This is a genomic window from Actinospineispora acaciae DSM 45401 (assembly GCF_000620785.1).
GTDB classification, from domain to species: domain Bacteria; phylum Actinomycetota; class Actinomycetes; order Mycobacteriales; family Pseudonocardiaceae; genus Pseudonocardia; species Pseudonocardia acaciae.
Map to the genome: position 1 here is coordinate 490,792 of NZ_JIAI01000003.1, position 16,151 is coordinate 506,942.

The window sequence follows — 16,151 nt, forward strand, 5'->3', positions numbered from 1 at the left end:
GTCAGAACTTGGCGGCCGCGACGCGCACGCCGAGGCCGATGAGCGCCGTGCCGATCACCCGCTCCAGCACCCGCCTGACCTTCGCCCTGGCCAGCACGTGCCGCACCCTGCCGACGCAGGTGGCCAGGAAGACGAACCAGCCGCTGTCGATCACGACCTGCAGCGCCGCGAGCATGATCACGACCGTCAGCGCGTCGGACCCGGCCGGCACGAACTGCGGATAGAACGCGAACATGAACACCGGGACCTTCGGGTTCGTGAGGTTCGTGAGCAGCCCGGTCACCGCGCCCCGTCGCCACCCGCCCCCGACCGGCGCCTCGTCCACCACCGCCTGATCGGTGATCTTCTTGGACGCCAGCCAGGCCTGGATCCCGAGCACCGTCAGCACGGCCCCTCCGACCAGCCGCAGCACCGTCAGCCCCCACTCGCTGGACGCCACCAGCGCGGCCACCCCGACCGCCGAGGCGACCGCCCACGCGTACAGCCCGACCTGCATCCCCGCGATCACGGGCAGCGCGGAGCGCGGTCCCCACACCGCGCTCCAGCGGACGACCAGGGCCGTCGTGGACCCCGGCACCATGGCGCCGATGAACACGGTGACGATGAACGCGCCGAGATCGAGCCAGCTCATGGCGTTGCACACTAGCGGCGGCCGCCGCTTTCCCGTCCTGTATTAGGCCTCCCGGCCGCCGCACACCGCGTGAACGGTGTGCGGCGGCCGTTCAGGCCGCGGGAGCGGCGGTCTTGGGTACGGCGGTCACGGTCCGGATGGCGTCGATGAGGATGTCCAGGGCGACGTCCACCAGTTCGGCGGTCACGGTGAGCGGCGGGAGCAGTCTGACCACGCAGTCGGCCCGGCCGCCCAGCTCCACGATCAGCCCGTGCCGAAGCGCACGGGCCTGCACCCGCTCGGCCACCTCGGTCACAGACCGACCGTCGGTCGGTTCGGCCAGCTCGACGCCCCACATCAGCCCGCGCCCCCGGACCTCGAGCACGCCGGGGTGCCCGTCCAGCTCGGCCAGCCGCGCGGCGACCTGCGCCCCGCGCGCCCGGACGTTGCCCAGGATGTCGTCGCGGCGCACGATCCGCACCGCCCGGGCACCGGCCGCGAACGCCAGCTGGTTGCCCCGGAACGTGCCGGTGTGCGCGCCGGGCCGCCAGGTGTCCAGCGTCTCGTCGTAGATCACGATCGCCACCGGCTGCCCGATGCCCGACAGCGCCTTGGACGCCACGATCACGTCCGGCTCGATGCCGTACTGCTCGAACGCGAACCAGGTGCCGGTGCGCCCGCACCCGGTCTGCACCTCGTCCACCACCAGCGGCACGCCCAGCCGGCGGGTCAGCTCGCGCACCCGCTGGACGAACTCCAGCCGCGCCGGGATCACGCCGCCCTCGCCCTGCACCATCTCCATGATCACGGCGGCCGGCAGCGGGACGCCGCCGTTCGGGTCGGCCAGCGCGCGCTCCAGCAGCGCCACGCAGTTGACCTGGCAGGTCTGCGGGTTCAGCGCCAGCGGGCAGCGGCTGCAGGACGAGAACGGGAAGAAGTGCACGCCGGGCATGCCGTTCGCGATCGGCCGCTTCTGGGATACGTTCCCGGTCAGCGCCATCGCGGCGTGGCTGCTGCCGTGGAACCCGCCCTGGAAGGACACGACGTCGCCCCGGCCGGTGGCCGTCTTGCACAGCTTGATCGCGGCGTCCACCGCGTTCGCCCCGGTCGGGCCGCAGAAGTGGATCTTCATCCGGTCCCGCATGGACGTCGGCAGCATGGACAGCTGCGCCTCGGTGAACGCGTCCTTGGCCGGCGTGGGCATGTCCAGCCCGTGGCTGAACACGCCGAGCTGCTCGGTCACGGCGGCCACCAGCTCGGGGTGGTTGTGCCCGAGCGAGAGCACGCCGGCCCCCGACCAGCAGTCCAGGAAGACGTTGTCGTCCAGGTCGCGGACGAAGCAGCCGGCGGCCTCGGCGATGGCGAACGGGAAGGAGCGGGGGTAGACCCGGGCGTTCGACTCGCGGCGTTCCTGGCGGGCCAGCAGCTCGGCCGAGCGCGGCCCTGGCAGCTCGCCGGTGACGTGCGGGCGGGTGGTGGAGGCCAACGGATGCATCTGGGGCTCCTGGGTGTGTGGCGCGCTGGCCGCTAGGCGGCGGCGAGGAGCGCGAGGCCGGTGGAGGTCAGCCGCGCGGGCTCCGGCGCGGGGCCGGGGACGGCGACCAGGCCGGCGCCGGTGAGGCGCGAGCCGGCGAACTGGTCCGCGTAGCACAGCCCGTCGATGACCAGCGTCATCCCGCAACCACCCGACACCTGGCAGCGACCATCGGCGATGGCCCGCAGCACGGTGCGGTCCCGGTTGCTCAACGTGGGGGTCGTCGTCGCGTCCATCGTGACCACCCTCTCCGGTCGTTCCTGCTGACCAGTTGAGAATGCTCCGGCCGGGGCGGCGGAACCATCGAGCAGCCCCTAGGACCGCGCCGGGCGAACCCGCCAGTTCCGGGTAGGGAGAACCCCCGGTTCGAGGTGTGCTGGTGACACGCGCACGCTCGCAAGCTCGCTCGCTGGTGGTCGGTCGCTGCGCTCCCTCTGGAAACCCCGACTCAGTGTGCTGGGAGCCCCGACTCGCGGAAGTGGCGTGGGGGGTCAGGCGCCGATGTCGAGGACGGCGAGGGTGGTGCCGGCCTGGTTGGTGACGTACGCCTGCTGGCCGTTGGGGAGGACGCCGATGCTGCTGGGGGCCGGGCCGGTGGGGATGGTGGCGGTCACCTGGTTCGTTTCGATGTTGATGACCGAGACGGTGCCGTCGGTCTCGTTCGCGACGTAGGCGAACCGGCCGTCCGGCGCCCAGCTGATCTCCCTCGGGTTCTTCCCGACCGGGATGGTGGCGGTCACCTTGTTGGTGTTCGTGTCGATCACGGTGACGGAGTTCGAGTCGTAGTTGACGTTCGCCAGCAGCGGCCGGTTCGGGTGCACCGCCAGGCTGTGCGGGCTGGTCTGGACCGGGATCTGGGCGGTCACCGCGCCGGTCGCGGTGTCCAGCACGGCGATCAGGTTGGACTCGTGGTTCGCGGTGTAGGCCCGGGTGCCGTCCTTGGAGAACTCGATCCAGTGCGGGTTGGCCGGGACCTTGATCTCCCTGGCCACCGTGTTGTTCGCGGTGTCGATCACGGACACGGTGCCGGAGTCGTGGTTCGGGACGTACAGCCAGCGGCCGTCGGCGGTCACGGCGGCCAGGAACGGCCTGGTGCGCACGGGGATGGTGGCGACGATCCGGTTCGTCGTGGTGTCCAGCACGCCGACCTGGGCGATGGTGCGCGCCTCGTTGAAGATGCTCAGGTACACCTTGCGGCCGTCCGGGGCGAACGTGACGTACTGCGGCGGCCCGGCCTCCACCGGGATCGTCGCGATCACCTTGTTGATCGACGTGTCCACCACGGTGACGATCTTCGCGGCGCCGTTGGCGACGTAGGCCAGCCGCCCGTTCGGCGAGACCGCGACGAAGGTGGGCGTCGCACCGACCTGGATCGGGGTGCCCAGGCTCGGCACCGGCACGCTGGGCGCCGCCTGCGCCTGGGTCGGCGGCGCCAGCGCCGGGGTGTTGGTCACGGCGTCGCCGGCCGCAGCCTCGGAGGGGCCGGACTTCACCGAGTTGATGACCAGCACGGTGGCCAGCACCACCGCCACGGCGGCCACCACGGCGAGCACGCCGAGCCCGATCAGCTGCCATCTCGGGGAGCCCGAGCGGGCGGCGCGCGCGATCGCGGGCGGCCGGGCTCGGGCCGGCGGTGGCTGGCCGTGCGGTGGTGGCGCGGACGGACGGTCGTCGCGCGGCGGGACGACCGGTTCCCGGGGGGCCGGCACGGCGGGGAGCGGGCGGTCGTTCGTGCGCGGGGCCGGCGCGGTCACCGGCGCGAACGCGGCCGCCGGGGCCGCTGAGGCCGCCTTGCCGTCCGACGGGCGTGTCCTGGGCGGCGCCGACCCGGCCGCCACCGACTCCGGCTCCCGCCCACCGGTCGCCGGCGCAGTCTCCACCGCCGGCACGGTCGCGGCATGGCCGTTCGTCTCCGGAGCCCCGGCCAGGGTGGCCGCGCCCAGCGCCACCGCATATTTGGGGTGGGTGTCCACCACCGTCGGACGGCCCAGCTCCTCGGACACCATCCTGGCGACCAGCGGGATCCGCGACGACCCGCCGACCAGCAGCACGGCGCTCAGGTCGTCCGGGGTCACCTGGGCCGAGCGCAGCGTGCGCGACAGCGCCCCGATCGTCGACTCGATCGGCGCGCGCACCATGTCCTCGAACTCCGCGCGGGTGAGCTTGACGTCGAAGTGCCGGCCGGGCAGGAACACCGGCAGCACCGCCTCGGTGTCCACCGACAGCGCCTCCTTGGCCAGGATGCAGTCCTGGCGCAGCCGGGCCAGCGCGATGGTGGTCTGCGGGTCGGTCAGGTCCAGCTCGGACAGCGTCCCGCCGGCGGAGACGTTGACGTGCGCGAGGATGGCCTCGTCGAAGTCCACGCCGCCGAGCCGTTCGATGCCCTCCGGGGTGCCCAGGATCTCCACCCCGCCGGCCCGCTTGCGCAGCACGGTGGCGTCGAAGGTGCCCCCGCCCAGGTCGTAGACGGCGATGACTTCGCCCTCGTCCAGGTCCCGGGACGCCGCGTAGTGCGCGGCGGCGGCCTCCGGCTCGGTGACCAGCGTGACCTCGGGCAGCCCGGCGAGGTGCGGCACCTCCTCGAACAGCCCCCTGCGGAACGGCCCCCAGTTCGCCGGGTGGGTCAGCACCACGTGCTCGGGCGGCTGCCCCTCGGTCGCGGTGATCTTGCCGATCACGTCGCGCAGCAGCGAGCCGAGCAGCGCGGTGACCGCATGCGGCGCGCCGCCGAGCATCACCGGCGTCGGGTCGCCGAGCCGGCGCTTGAACTCGCGGCCGACCCGGTCCGGGTTGCTGACCGAGCGTCTCCCCGCCGCGTCGCCGGTCACCAGCTCGCCGTCGTCGCGCACGTACACGACGGCCGGCGCCACCACCGACCGGTCGCCCAGGGTGAACATCTCGACCTGCGTCGAGTGCGCGATCGCGGCGGCCACGAATGTGGTGCCGAGATCGACGCCGAGGTTGTACGCCACCACACCCCTTTCGCCTGATAGGGGCACTCATGGTAACCGGGAGAACCCCCCATATCGAGGGAGTTGTCCCGGCTGTGACCTGGCGTTCTTCCCAGTGGGGACAACCCTACCCGGCGCTCGGGTCTGCCCCATTCCAACGAGCTGATCACGCCGGGACAATTGGTCGATGACCTCGGCGTCTCCCTGGCGTGACGGCGACCCGCTCCCCCTTCGTTTCGCGGTGGCGGACGCGGGCTCCGTCGACGGTACGGGCTGCGCCGATGGTGCCGGTTGCCCGGGCGTCCCCGACCCGGGGCAGCGCCGCAAGGAGGCCGGCCAGTGGCTGCGCCGGCGGCGGCTGGAGCGCCAGCTGCACGACGGCGCCTCGCTGCGGATCTCCGCGCTGTCCCTGCGGCTGGGCCTGCTGCGCTACCAGGAGACCGGCGACGAGGCGGCCTGGCAGGACCGGATCGGCGAGCTGCAGGACGAGCTGCACGCCGTGCTCCAGGAACTGCGCGAGGTGGCCAACAAGATCTACCCGCCGCTGCTCGACGAGGCCGGCCTCGGCCCGGCGCTGCGCGAGCTGGCCGGCCAGCGGGGCATCGAGGTCCGGATCGACGCCGACGGTGACCGGTTCGGCCCGGTCCCGGAGGGTGCGGCGTACTTCGCCGTCGCGGAGTGCCTCGGGCCAGGCTCGGACGGCGCCGGCCCGGTCACCGTCGCCATCCGGCGGGACCGCCGCGAGCTGGTGCTGGCCGTGCGCGGCCTTGACCCCGCGAACGCCGACGTCATGCTGGACCAGGCCGGCCCGCTCGGCGGCACCGTCCACCTCGACACCCGAGACGCCGACGCCGACGCGAACTCCGACACCGACTCCGACGAGACACCCACGATCACGGTGAGGATCCCATGCGAGTAGCACTGGCCGAGGACGGCGCCCTGTTCCGCGAGGGCCTGCTCATGCTGCTGCGGGCGGCCGGGCACGAGGTGGTCGGCTCCGTCGCGGGCGGCGACGAGCTGGTCGCGCTGCTGGCCACCGAGCAGGCGGACGTGGCGATCCTGGACATCCGGATGCCCCCGGAACCGGACGGCGGGCTGACTACGGCGGAACGGCTGCGCGCCGCGCACCCGGAGATGGGCCTGCTGTTCCTGTCGCACTACGCCGAGTCGCACTACCTGATGCGCATCCTGGAGATCGGCACCGAGAGCATCGGCTACCGGCTCAAGGAGAAGGTGGGCAGCGTCGACGTGCTGACCGACACGCTCAGCCGCATCCACGACGGCGAGATCGTCATCGAACCGGTCCTGGCCAAGCGCCTGGTGGACCGACCTCGAGGGGAGAAGAAGGACGTGGTGGCATCCCTGTCCGAGCGGGAGCTGGACGTGCTGCGGCTGATGGCCGAGGGCCGGTCGAACAACGGCATCGCCGCCCAGTTGTTCGTCACCCCCAAGGCGGTGGAGAAGCACATCGCGAACATCTTCGGCAAGCTCGGCCTGCACACCGACACCGCGGAGCACCACCGCCGGGTGCTCGCCGTGCTCACCTACCTCCGCTCCCAGCGCGCCGAGGTCTAGGGACGCTTGATATCCAGCTCGCCGCCGGCCTTGGCGTCCGCGAGCTGGGTGTTTACTGTCCACTGCGAGGGCCGGCGCGCTGGTGGAAGGTGCGCGATGAACAAGACGATCGTGGCGAGGTCCCTGCGGCTGCTGCTGGTCGCGTGCTTCGTCGCGGCCGTGTTCCCGGTGGTGATCGGCGGCGTCGGGCTGGTGCTGGGGCCGGCCGAGGGCTCGGTGGTGCTGCCGTTCCTGGCGGCGGCGGTCACGGTGGCCGGGCTGCCCGCGGTGCTCGCCGGGGTGGACCGGCTGGTGCAGCGGCTCGCGCACGACTCCACGACCACCCCGTACTCCGCGCTGGCCGAGGCGGCGGCGAGGATCCGAGGCGGCTCGCTGGACGAGGCGCTGCCCGGGCTGGCCAGGGTGCTCGGCGAGGGCACCGGGGCGCAGCGCGCCGAGCTGTGGCTGGCCGTGGGCGAGAAGCTGGTCAGCGCGGCCAGCTGGCCACCGGCCGGTTCGGACCCGAGCGCCGGCCCGCGCACGGTGGACAACCTGGCGGTGCTGCTGGCCGGGCCGGACGCCGACCACGTGGTCCCGGTGCTGGACGGCCCGGTGCTGCGCGCGGTGCTGGCCATCGGCAAGCCAGGCCGCCCGGTCACCCCCGCCGACCAGCGCCTGATGCAGGACGTGGCGAACGGCGCCGGGATCCTGCTGCGCGGCGTCGCGCTGAACGCCGAGCTCACCGAGCGGGTGCGCCGCGCCGACGAGCTGGCCGCCGAGCTCGCCGCCTCCCGCCAGCGGCTCACCCAGGCCCGTGACGTGGAACGGCGGCGGCTGGTCGCCGAGCTGGGCAACGCCACCTCCGACCGGCTGGCCACGCTGCGCGCGGACCTCGCGGACGCGGGCGATGCACTCGAGCCCGACCCGGACTCGGAGGCGGCCGGGGAGGCGATCGCGCGCGCCCGGGTGGCGCTGGACGAGCTGCTGGACAGGTTCCGGGTGATCGCCAGGGGGGTGTACCCGGCGGTGCTGCGCGACCAGGGCCCGTACGGCGCGCTGGACGAGGTGGCCACCGACCTGCCCCGGCCGGTCCAGCTCACCGGCCGGCTGCCCGACCGGCTGGCCTGGGAGGTGGAGTCCGGCATCTACTACCTGGCCGCCTCCGCCATGCGCCAGCTCGCCGGCCGCCCCGCCCGCCACCCGCTGCGGGTGCACCTCGCGCACGCCGACGGCGCGCTGTCCGTCCGGCTGGAGGACCCGACCCCGCCGACCTCGCTGGCCGAGCTGCGCGCCTGGCTGGCCGACGACGGCGACCGGCTGGCCGCGCTGGGCGGCGACCTGGAGGTGGTCGAGGACGACGCGGGCGGCGTGGTGCTGCGGGCCTGGCTGCCCGACCAACTGGAACCGGCGGTCGAGCGGCTCGGCCAGCTCGCCACGGCGCGCTCGATCGGGCCGTCGTGACCACGTACCCGGGGCGCATCGCCTCGACCGGCAACACCCCGACCCGGGTGGCGGCCGTCGCCTACACCGTGCTGCTCGCGGCCTGCGTGGTGGCCTCGGTCGGCTGGTTGGTCATCGGCGCGGTGGTCGCGGTGGCCACGTACTCGCCGGCGGTGTCCGACGCGCTCGGCCGGCTCGCCGCCGGGGGCAACGGCTGGGCGCGCGGCGTGCTGGCCGCCGTGCCGGGCAGCGAGCCGCTCGGCCAGGTGCTGCTCGACTACGGCTTCGCAGCGTTGAACCTGGCCATCGCCGGCGCGCTGCTGTTCCTGGGCATGCGCACCTGGGTCACCCAGCTGCTCGCCGTCGCCATGATCGGCTCGGCCGGGGCGTTCAACCTGCAGGCGCACGCGGCGGCGGTGGCGATCAAGGCCGCGACCGGCCTGGACGTCGGCGCCGTGCACCAGGTGCTGCTGCACGGCGTGTCCTGCGCCGCGTACGTGGTCGCGCTGCTGCTGTTGCCGGCCGGCCGCTGGGAGCTCGGGCGCCGGTCGGGTCCGGGCCGGGTGGCGCTGGTCGCCGTGGCGGTCGGCACCCTGGTCGTGGTCGGCATCGGCACCACACTGCTGCCGCACACGGTCAGCTGCATCCTGTTCTTCGGGTTCACCGTGCCGCTGGTCGGCCTGGCCGTGCTGCCCCGCCGCATCCGCCAGGGCGCCACCGCCGAGCTGCGCACCCAGGCCCGGCTGCTGTTCAGCGTGCTGCTCGCCGCGTTCGGCACCTGCGCGGTGCTGGCCGTGCTCACGCTGCTGCTGTGGTACCTCGACGAGCCCGGCCTGACCATGGTCGACCCGGGCGCGCGCCACGCGGCCGTGGGCGCGGAGGGCGAGGGCGGCCAGCCGACCGCGCTGCTGTTCTGGTTCTCCCGGCTGACCGCCGCCGGCATCGGCGCCTCGGTACTGGTGGCCATCCGGCGCGGCCGGCTGTGGGCGGCGGAGCGGGTGTTCAGCCGGGGCCTGGCCGCCATGATGGTGATCGTCCTGGTGGGCGGCGCCTATGTGGTCGCGCACGCGGTCGCCGGCTGGATGCCCGGCTCGTCCACCGGTGCCGGCGCGGTGGTGGCCGCCGCGCTGGCGACCGGGCTGGCGGCGGTGGCCTTCCTGCCGGTGTACCTGCGGGCCGAGCAGCTGGTGGACCGGCTGCTCTACGGCCAGCGCCCCACCCCGTACCGGGTGCTCGCCGACGTGGCCGCGCTGTCCCGCACCGCGTCCACCGAGGGCCCGGACCTGGCCGGGCTGGCCGAGGCGATCGGCCGCGGCCTGAGCGCGCGCTCGTGCCGCCTCACCGTGCTGCGCCCCGGCCTGCGGGAACGCACCTACGCCTGGTCCGACGGCTCGCCCGGTGACGACGACATGGTGGTGCTGCCGATCCGCCAGGGCACCGAACGGATCGGCGCGATCGCGGTGGACCGGGGCGCGGTGGCCGGCCTGCACAACGAGCGGCGCACCCTGCTCGAGGACGTCGCGGACAGCCTCGGCGCCGTCCTGCAGGCCAGCCGCCTGGGCATCGAGCTCGAACGCGAGCTGCGCGCCGCCGTCGCGCACGCCGAGGACATCGCCGCGTCCCGCCGCCAGGCGGTCGCCGAGATGGACAGCGAGCGCCGCATGATCGAGCGCGACCTGCACGACGGCGCCCAGCACCACCTGGTCTCGCTGCGCCTGGCGCTGGGCCTGGTCGAACACGAGGTGCGCAGCGACCAGTACGACCAGGCCCGCGACCGGCTCACGCAGCTGGCCGACCAGCTCGCCAACACCGAGGCGGTGCTGGCCCGAACCGCGACCGGCGTCTCCTCCATCGTCCTCACCGAGCGGGGCCTGGCCGCCGCCCTCACCTCCACCCTGGCCGCCGACGCCGCCGGCCCGGAAGCCGCCGTCGCCGTCGAGTTCGCCGACGCCGTCGCCGACGCCCGCTACGGCCCGGACATCGAGTCCGCCGTCTACTTCTGCTGCCTGGAGTCCGTCAACAACGCCCGCAAGCACGCCCCCGGCGCCGAGATCAAGGTCCGCCTGGAGTCCGCCGACGGCACCCTCCGCTTCACCGTCCGCGACGAAGGCCCCGGCTTCGACCCGTCCACGACCACCGGCTCCCCCGGCCGAGGCATGCGCAACGTGGTCGCCCGAATCATCGCCGTCGGCGGCGAGATCACCGTCGACTCCGCCCCCGGCGCCGGCACCACCATCCACGGCCACGTCCCCCTACCCCCCGCCGCACCCCACCCGGCCCAACTCGCCACCCCACCCGAGCCGCCCCCACCGCTCCCACCGGCCGAAACCACTCACGCCGACCGCCCCGCCACCACCACACCCGGTTCCGCGGAACCGCCTATCCCAGCCCAACCCGGCCCCACGGGACCACCTATCCCAGCGCGGCCCGATCCCGCGGAACCGCCCATCTCAGCCCAACCCGGTTCCGCGGAACGGCCTATCCCAGCCCAACCCGGTTCCGCGGAACCGCTTGAGCCCGCCACGCCAGCTCCCGTGACCGCAAGCCCGCCCCAGCCGCCACCCGCACCAACCGAGCCCCAGCCCACCACGGCCGGCACCCCAACGCCGTCCGCGCCCGACCCACCCACGTCACCGAGCCCACGGCCCGCGCCACCCCCACCCTCCGTGGCGACCCCGTCCGCCGACCCGACCCCAAGTCCCCCGCCGGTGCCGGCCACCTCAGCGACGACACCAACCGCACCGGACCTGGCCACGAACGGCGACCGGTCACTGCTCGGCCAGGCTCGCGCGCTGGTCCGCGCCGCCATCGAGATCTATCCGGACGCACCCGAACGCGACCGCCTCGACGAGCTGGCCGAGCGCCTGGGCCAACCGCTGCGGGTGGCCGTGCTCGGCCCGGCGGGCGCCGGCGGGACCACGCTGGCCCGGGCGCTGCACTCACTGCCCGACGCCCCCAGCCTGGAACTGCTCGACGGCGATGACGTCCAGGACCCCGACGCTCCGCCGCCGCACGCCGTACTCCTGCTCCTGCCCGAAGGATCCGAAGGCTCCGACGTGTCCCCCGCGTGCCCGGACGCGCCGGCGATCGGCCTGCTCACCCGCGCGGACGAGTGCGGCGGATCATGCCCGGACGCCTTGAAGCTCGCCGCCGGCCAGGCGGAGGAGCTCGGCGCCGACCCGGAGCTGGCCCGCCGCTGCCAGACGGTGATCCCGGTGGCGGCGCTGCTGGCGACCGGCGGGGCCGCGCTCACACCCGACGAGTTCGACACGATCCGCACCCTGAGCCGATGCCCGGCCGCCGACCTCGACGACCGGATCCCGCCCGAGCTGCTCGGCAGGCTGGGCCGGTTCGGCGCCCGCGCGGCCGTCGAGCTCGTGCGGGAGGCGACCGCGTCCACACCGTCCAGGCTGGCCGAGGAGCTGACCCGGCTCAGCGGCGTGGCCCAGCTGCGCGACATGCTGACCTGGCGGTTCGCCCGCCCCGCCGACGCGGCCACGGTACGGGCCACGCTCCGCTCGTTGGACGAGCTGATCGGCGCCTCGCCCCGGGAAGGCCGGCGCGCCCATGAGCTGCTCTACCAGCTCGACCGCCTTCGCTCCGGCGCCCACGAGCTGGTCGAGACCGACCTCGCCGATGCGCTGCGGGCCGGCTCGCTGCGGCTGTCCGAGGTGGACCAACGGCTGGCCGAGCGACTGCTCGGTGCCGGCGGCGTGGCACCGACCGCCAGGTTGGGGCTGGCCGGTGGCGCCGCCCCGGACGCGATCGCGACGGCGGCCCGCGACCAGCTGGCCTACTGGCAGCGGCTGGCCTCACACCCGGCGAGCACGACCGCGATCCGCGACGCCGCCGAGGTGCTGGCCAGGACCTGCGAGGAGCTGCTGGCCAGCACGTCGAGCTGACCGCCCGTACCCAGCACGAACGGCCGGGACCACCTCGGCCCCGGCCGTTCGTTCACCCCCGGTCACCCCCCAGAGCCCGAACCCCCCGAGCGCGAGCCACCGGAACCAGAGGACCCACCGGAACCGGAGCCACCGGAGTTGGACGAGTGACCGGAGCCCGACCCACCCTGGCCCGAGCCGCCCGACGGCTCCTTGACCACGACCGAGCCCTGCCCGGCGGGCACCGGCGCCGTTCGCGGCGGCAGCGTCCCGACGTTGCCCGAGGGCTGCTTCTTGCCGTTGTCCGGCTGACCGGGGTTCTGCTGACCCGGGTTCGGCTGGCCCGTGCCCTGCTGACCAGGGTTCGACTGCCCGGGGTTCGGCTGGCCCGGGTTCGACTGACCCGGCTTGGGCTGCTCCTTAGTGTTCCCCGGGTCGGTGCCCTTACCCGACTCGGCAGGCTTGGGCTTGCCGTCGATGCCGGTGTTCGACGGCAGGCACTTGTCCGTGCCAGGCCCCTGATAGTCGGGGCACGCCTGCCGCTGCGGCTTGCCGTCGAGTCCCGTGTCCGACGGCAGGCATTGGTCGGTACCCGGCCCCTTGTAGTCGGGGCAGACATGCTGGCCCGGCTTGCCCGTACCCGACGTCCCCGAGGCCGGCGTCCCCGATCCCGGTGTCCCCGAGGCCGGCGTCCCCGTCCCAGGCTTGCCCGTGTCCGACGTTCCCGAGTCCGGCTTCCCCTGGTCAGGCTTCTCCGTGTCCGGCTTGCCGTGGCCCGGCTTGTCCGAGTCCGGGTGGTGGTCGCCCTTGCCCCAGGTGTGGTCCCAGTCGTGGTCGTGATGCCTCTGCGGCCAGTAGTCCTTGCGCGGGCAGTGGATCGGCCGGTTGTAGTAGATGTTGATGAACGTGTAGTCCTTGATCACGATGGTGGTCGGGCGGATGTAGGTCACCGACGCGGGCTGGAACGTCTTCCACGCCGGCCCGTCGTAGCCCACCTGCTGCACGCCGCTGGGCGCGGTCAGCGGGTTGCCGCTGTAGCACTTGACGGTCGGCTCGCCGTAGTTGTCCACGAACACCGCCGTGCCGGCCTGCAGCACCGCCGGGTACGGGGAGTAGGTGCCGTTGGCATAGCCGTGGCTGGTGACCGCCGTGTCCGAGCGCAGCACCACAGGCGTCAGCGTGTTGACGAAGCCGGGGATGTCGCCCGCCTGGATGCCCAGCGCGCCGGCCCACGCGGCGGCCCGCTGCGGGTCGGCCTGCAGGTTGGCCAGCAGGGCCTTGCCGTCACAGCTGGTCTGGTTGCCGTTGTCGCCGAACAGGCCGGGGGTGTCGCCGGCGAACTGGCCCGAGGTGTTCGGCGGCGTCTCGACGTTCGGCTGGTCCTTGCCGACCGGCGCCATGAACGGGTTCTCCCCGGTGGACGCCGTCGGCTCGAGCTTCACCGCGGCGGCGGCCGGCTTCGGCGGCGGCGCGGCGGCGGACTTGGTCGGGCTGGAGATCGGGCCGGCCAACAGCGCGCCGATGCCGACCAGGACGGCGAACGCCGCGAGGAGCACGACGATCGTGGTGCGTACCGAGATTCCCGGACCTCCGGACGAGCGGCCGGGGCCCTGCGGCGAGGTGTTGGGGTCCTGACTCATCGGACGGCTCCTTGTCGGGTGTGCGCTTGGCCAACACACACCGTGACATCGAGCCGTCCGTCACTCGATGGTGTGACCCCCTGAGCGCCCGGAGTGGACCCCCCAAACGCAGGTAGGGTTCTCCCCCGCCTGCTATCACACCGCGCGGCGGAGCCGTCCCTGCTCCACGCCCGCGGCGTTCACCAGCACCAACTCCTTGCCTTGGAAGGCCGCCCTGGCCGCGTTGGACATCCAGCCGCCGACCGGCTCACCGTCGCAGGCCATCATCGTCGATGGACCGGCCGTGGCGCGCAGGCCACCGTCGGCGGCCAGCGTCCAACCGCCGGCCTGCCCGTTGCACCCGTCCGACCCGCTCCACCGTCCGTCGGCGCCGAACTCGATGAACGGCGGCCGAGGCCCATGCGCCCCCGCCCCGCTCACCGGCACCCACCTGCCCAGCAGCCCCTGCCGGTCGGCCGGCACCAACGGGGGCGGCACCGGCCGGGCGGTGGCGGGCCGGCCCCCGGTGTCGGACCGGCTCGCCGGCTCATCGGCCCGCGCGCGCTCGCCGCCGCTCCCGGCCACCACCATCAACGCGGTCAACACCGCGACCGCCAGCACACCCCATACCCGGCCGACCACCGTCGCGCTCCTCTCGTCCGTCTACAGATATGGACGGAGCGCGACGCCGATCGGTTGCATCCGATTCCGGCCGGATCAGCCCCCCGGCTCGGAGGCGAGCAGCTCGGCCACCCCCGCGTCGATGAACGCGGTGTCCACCGGGTTCGCCCCGCCGCCCGCGAAGTGCCCCCACACCCCGGGGATCACCCGCAGCTCCGCGTTCGGCATGTGCGAGACCGCCCACCGCTCGTCCTCCGGCGGGAAGTACAGGTCCTTCTCACCGGGCATGACCAGCGCCTTCGCCCTGATCGACGCCAGCGCCTCCTCGGTGGACCCGGCCCCCGGCGTGGCGCCCACGTCACCGGTCCACCAGGTGTCCAGCATGGTGAGCAGGTTGTTCGGGTCGCGCCCGTCCAGGAAGAACCCCTCCCAGAACCCGACGGCGAAGTCCTCCAGCGAGCTGAACCCCAGCTCGCGCCACACCTCGTCCCAGTAGAACGCCTGGGAGAACCCCCACCCGGCGTACACCCGCGCCGCCGCCCGCAGCCCGGTGACCGGCAACGCGTCCGGCGAGTACCAGCCGCCGGCGAACGCACCGTCCGCCCTGAGCGCGGCCCCCACCGAGTCCAGGAACACCTTGTTGTGCGGGGCGGTGCGCGGCGAGCCGCAGAACGGCAGGATTCGCTGGACCATCTCCGGGTGGCTGACCGCCCACTGGTAGGTCTGCCCGGCGCCCATCGACCAGCCCAGCACCAGCGGCAGCGTCTCGATCCCGAACACCTCGGTGACCAGCCGGTACTGCGACTCGACGTTGTCCCGCACGTTGATCCTCGGGAACCGGGCGCGGTCCCACGGCGGCGGGGTGTTCGACGGCGAGCTGGACAGCCCGTTGCCGAGCATGTTGGGCACGATGATGAACCACCGCTCGGGGTCCAGCGCCATGCCGGGGCCGATCAGCCACTCGTTCTCCCAGTGCCGCCCGGAGTACCAGGTCGGGTAGACGATGGCGTTCGACTTGTCCGCGTTGAGGGTGCCGTACGTCTGGTACGCCACCCGCGCCGGGCGCAGCGTCGCGCCGCACTCCAGGGTGAACTCCGGGATCTCGTGCACGTGGTACGGCGCGTCCCGGCCCCCCGGCGCGCCCGCTGCCGACTCACTCATGACCGCACACCGTACCCACCACCACCGGAGATCATCGCCGTCCTGGAAGCCACGTCGCACCACCTCACCCTCACGGGGACGCCGCACAGCGGTCCCGATCCGCCCTTCGGCCCGCTCGGCCCGCGCCGCGACCTCCCTTAGCACCACCAGAAAAAGTGTCACCAGAAAGTATTGACGGGACGCCCGGTCGTCAAGGCCCCAATCTGGTTCTACGTCGGCCCAGGTCGACGGCCCTCATCGGCGTCCATACTTCGCAACAAAAATGTTCTATTCTGAACGAGTTTCTCGTCGAAGGGGGGCTGGGGAGGGGTGTCGGTTCCGGTTCAGACCTCGCTGGCGGGGCTGCTGGCGCAGGCGGAACGAACGGTGGCCCAGCGGCTGGAGTCCGCGCTGCGCTCCGCCGCCGAGCTGACCATCGAGCAGTGGCGCGTGCTCGCCCTGCTGGCCGACGGGCTGGGGCACCCAATGAGCGAGATCGCCGCCTTCGCCCTGGTGCCGCCGCCCACCCTCACGAAGATCATCGACCGGCTGGCCGAGCGCACCCTGGTGTACCGCCGGGTGGACACCCAGGACCGCAGGCGGGTACTCGTGTTCCTGTCCAACCGGGGCGCCGAGCTGCACCGCACGGTCCGCGCCCAGGTCGCGGACGCCGAGCGCGAGGTGGCCGACGCGTTGGGTGACCACGACTCCGGCCGGCTCGCCGAGCTCCTCGGCAGGCTGTTGACCCGGCTGGCCTGACCCGCCGCCGGACTGGCTGGCCCGGACTGGCTGGCCCGGACT

The 16,151-nt window shown here is 73.6% G+C and carries 12 protein-coding genes; 5 read left to right on the forward strand and 7 right to left on the reverse strand.

Annotation, left to right across the window (positions count from 1 at the left end):
• Window position 1: 1 nt before the first annotated feature.
• The 4 genes from N912_RS0119170 to N912_RS0119185 all read right to left on the reverse strand — a co-directional run bounded on the left by N912_RS0119170 (window position 2) and on the right by N912_RS0119185 (window position 5,116).
• A complete protein-coding gene (locus tag N912_RS0119170; RefSeq protein WP_028923681.1) occupies window positions 2-631 on the reverse strand; it encodes a LysE family translocator in 630 nt (209 codons plus the stop codon).
• Between the two features lie 91 nt (window positions 632-722).
• Entirely contained in the window at window positions 723-2,105 is a 1,383-nt protein-coding gene (locus N912_RS0119175) for an aspartate aminotransferase family protein (protein WP_028923682.1), read from the reverse strand.
• Between the two features lie 32 nt (window positions 2,106-2,137).
• Window positions 2,138-2,380: a hypothetical protein gene (locus N912_RS0119180; RefSeq protein ID WP_037065631.1), complete on the reverse strand. Its 243-nt coding sequence runs from the start codon at window positions 2,378-2,380 to the stop codon at window positions 2,138-2,140.
• 255 nt (window positions 2,381-2,635) lie between these two features.
• Complete coding sequence (locus tag N912_RS0119185; protein WP_028923684.1) at window positions 2,636-5,116, reverse strand: Hsp70 family protein; 2,481 nt, start codon at window positions 5,114-5,116, stop codon at window positions 2,636-2,638.
• Between the two features lie 166 nt (window positions 5,117-5,282).
• On the opposite strand from N912_RS0119185, the gene N912_RS60485 reads away from it, so the two are divergent.
• The 4 genes from N912_RS60485 (at window position 5,283) to N912_RS60495 (ending at window position 11,991) form a co-directional block, all read left to right on the forward strand.
• A complete protein-coding gene (locus N912_RS60485; RefSeq protein ID WP_084211003.1) occupies window positions 5,283-6,014 on the forward strand; it encodes a sensor histidine kinase in 732 nt (243 codons plus the stop codon).
• Complete coding sequence (locus N912_RS0119195) at window positions 6,005-6,670, forward strand: response regulator transcription factor (RefSeq protein WP_028923685.1); 666 nt, start codon at window positions 6,005-6,007, stop codon at window positions 6,668-6,670. The genes N912_RS60485 and N912_RS0119195 overlap by 10 nt, the downstream gene beginning before the upstream one ends.
• Window positions 6,671-6,766: 96 nt before the next feature.
• Window positions 6,767-8,110: a sensor histidine kinase gene (locus N912_RS60490; RefSeq protein ID WP_028923686.1), complete on the forward strand. Its 1,344-nt coding sequence runs from the start codon at window positions 6,767-6,769 to the stop codon at window positions 8,108-8,110.
• The gene (locus N912_RS60495; protein WP_051580421.1) at window positions 8,107-11,991 is read left to right on the forward strand and encodes an ATP-binding protein; all 3,885 of its coding nucleotides are present in this window, start codon (window positions 8,107-8,109) and stop codon (window positions 11,989-11,991) included. Before N912_RS60490 ends, N912_RS60495 begins: the two co-directional genes overlap by 4 nt.
• 62 nt (window positions 11,992-12,053) lie before the next feature.
• Here the strand turns inward: N912_RS60495 and N912_RS60500 are convergent, their stop codons facing one another.
• From N912_RS60500 to N912_RS0119220, 3 genes are all read right to left on the reverse strand, one after another.
• Window positions 12,054-13,610 carry a DUF6777 domain-containing protein gene (locus N912_RS60500; RefSeq protein WP_156993758.1) on the reverse strand — a complete coding sequence of 519 codons (1,557 nt, stop codon included), beginning with the start codon at window positions 13,608-13,610 and terminating at the stop codon, window positions 12,054-12,056.
• Between the two features lie 135 nt (window positions 13,611-13,745).
• A complete protein-coding gene (locus N912_RS62115; protein ID WP_156993760.1) occupies window positions 13,746-14,231 on the reverse strand; it encodes an META domain-containing protein in 486 nt (161 codons plus the stop codon).
• Between the two features lie 75 nt (window positions 14,232-14,306).
• On the reverse strand, window positions 14,307-15,371 hold the full coding sequence (locus N912_RS0119220) for an alpha/beta fold hydrolase (protein WP_051580424.1): 1,065 nt from the start codon (window positions 15,369-15,371) through the stop codon (window positions 14,307-14,309).
• Window positions 15,372-15,680: 309 nt separating this feature from the next.
• On the opposite strand from N912_RS0119220, the gene N912_RS0119225 reads away from it, so the two are divergent.
• A complete protein-coding gene (locus N912_RS0119225) occupies window positions 15,681-16,109 on the forward strand; it encodes a MarR family winged helix-turn-helix transcriptional regulator (RefSeq protein ID WP_028923689.1) in 429 nt (142 codons plus the stop codon).
• The last annotated feature ends 42 nt before the right edge of the window (window positions 16,110-16,151 follow it).

Bases quoted from the DNA above. Each gene is read 5' to 3' on its own strand.
- N912_RS0119170 (WP_028923681.1), bottom strand. From the start codon at position 631: ATGAGCTGGCTCGATCTCGGCGCGTTCATCGTCACCGTGTTCATCGGC.
- N912_RS0119195 (WP_028923685.1), top strand. From the start codon at position 6,005: ATGCGAGTAGCACTGGCCGAGGACGGCGCCCTGTTCCGCGAGGGCCTG.
- N912_RS60490 (WP_028923686.1), top strand. From the start codon at position 6,767: ATGAACAAGACGATCGTGGCGAGGTCCCTGCGGCTGCTGCTGGTCGCG.
- N912_RS0119220 (WP_051580424.1), bottom strand. From the start codon at position 15,371: ATGAGTGAGTCGGCAGCGGGCGCGCCGGGGGGCCGGGACGCGCCGTAC.
- N912_RS0119180 (WP_037065631.1), bottom strand. From the start codon at position 2,380: ATGGACGCGACGACGACCCCCACGTTGAGCAACCGGGACCGCACCGTG.
- N912_RS0119175 (WP_028923682.1), bottom strand. From the start codon at position 2,105: ATGCATCCGTTGGCCTCCACCACCCGCCCGCACGTCACCGGCGAGCTG.
- N912_RS60485 (WP_084211003.1), top strand. From the start codon at position 5,283: ATGACCTCGGCGTCTCCCTGGCGTGACGGCGACCCGCTCCCCCTTCGT.
- N912_RS60500 (WP_156993758.1), bottom strand. From the start codon at position 13,610: ATGAGTCAGGACCCCAACACCTCGCCGCAGGGCCCCGGCCGCTCGTCC.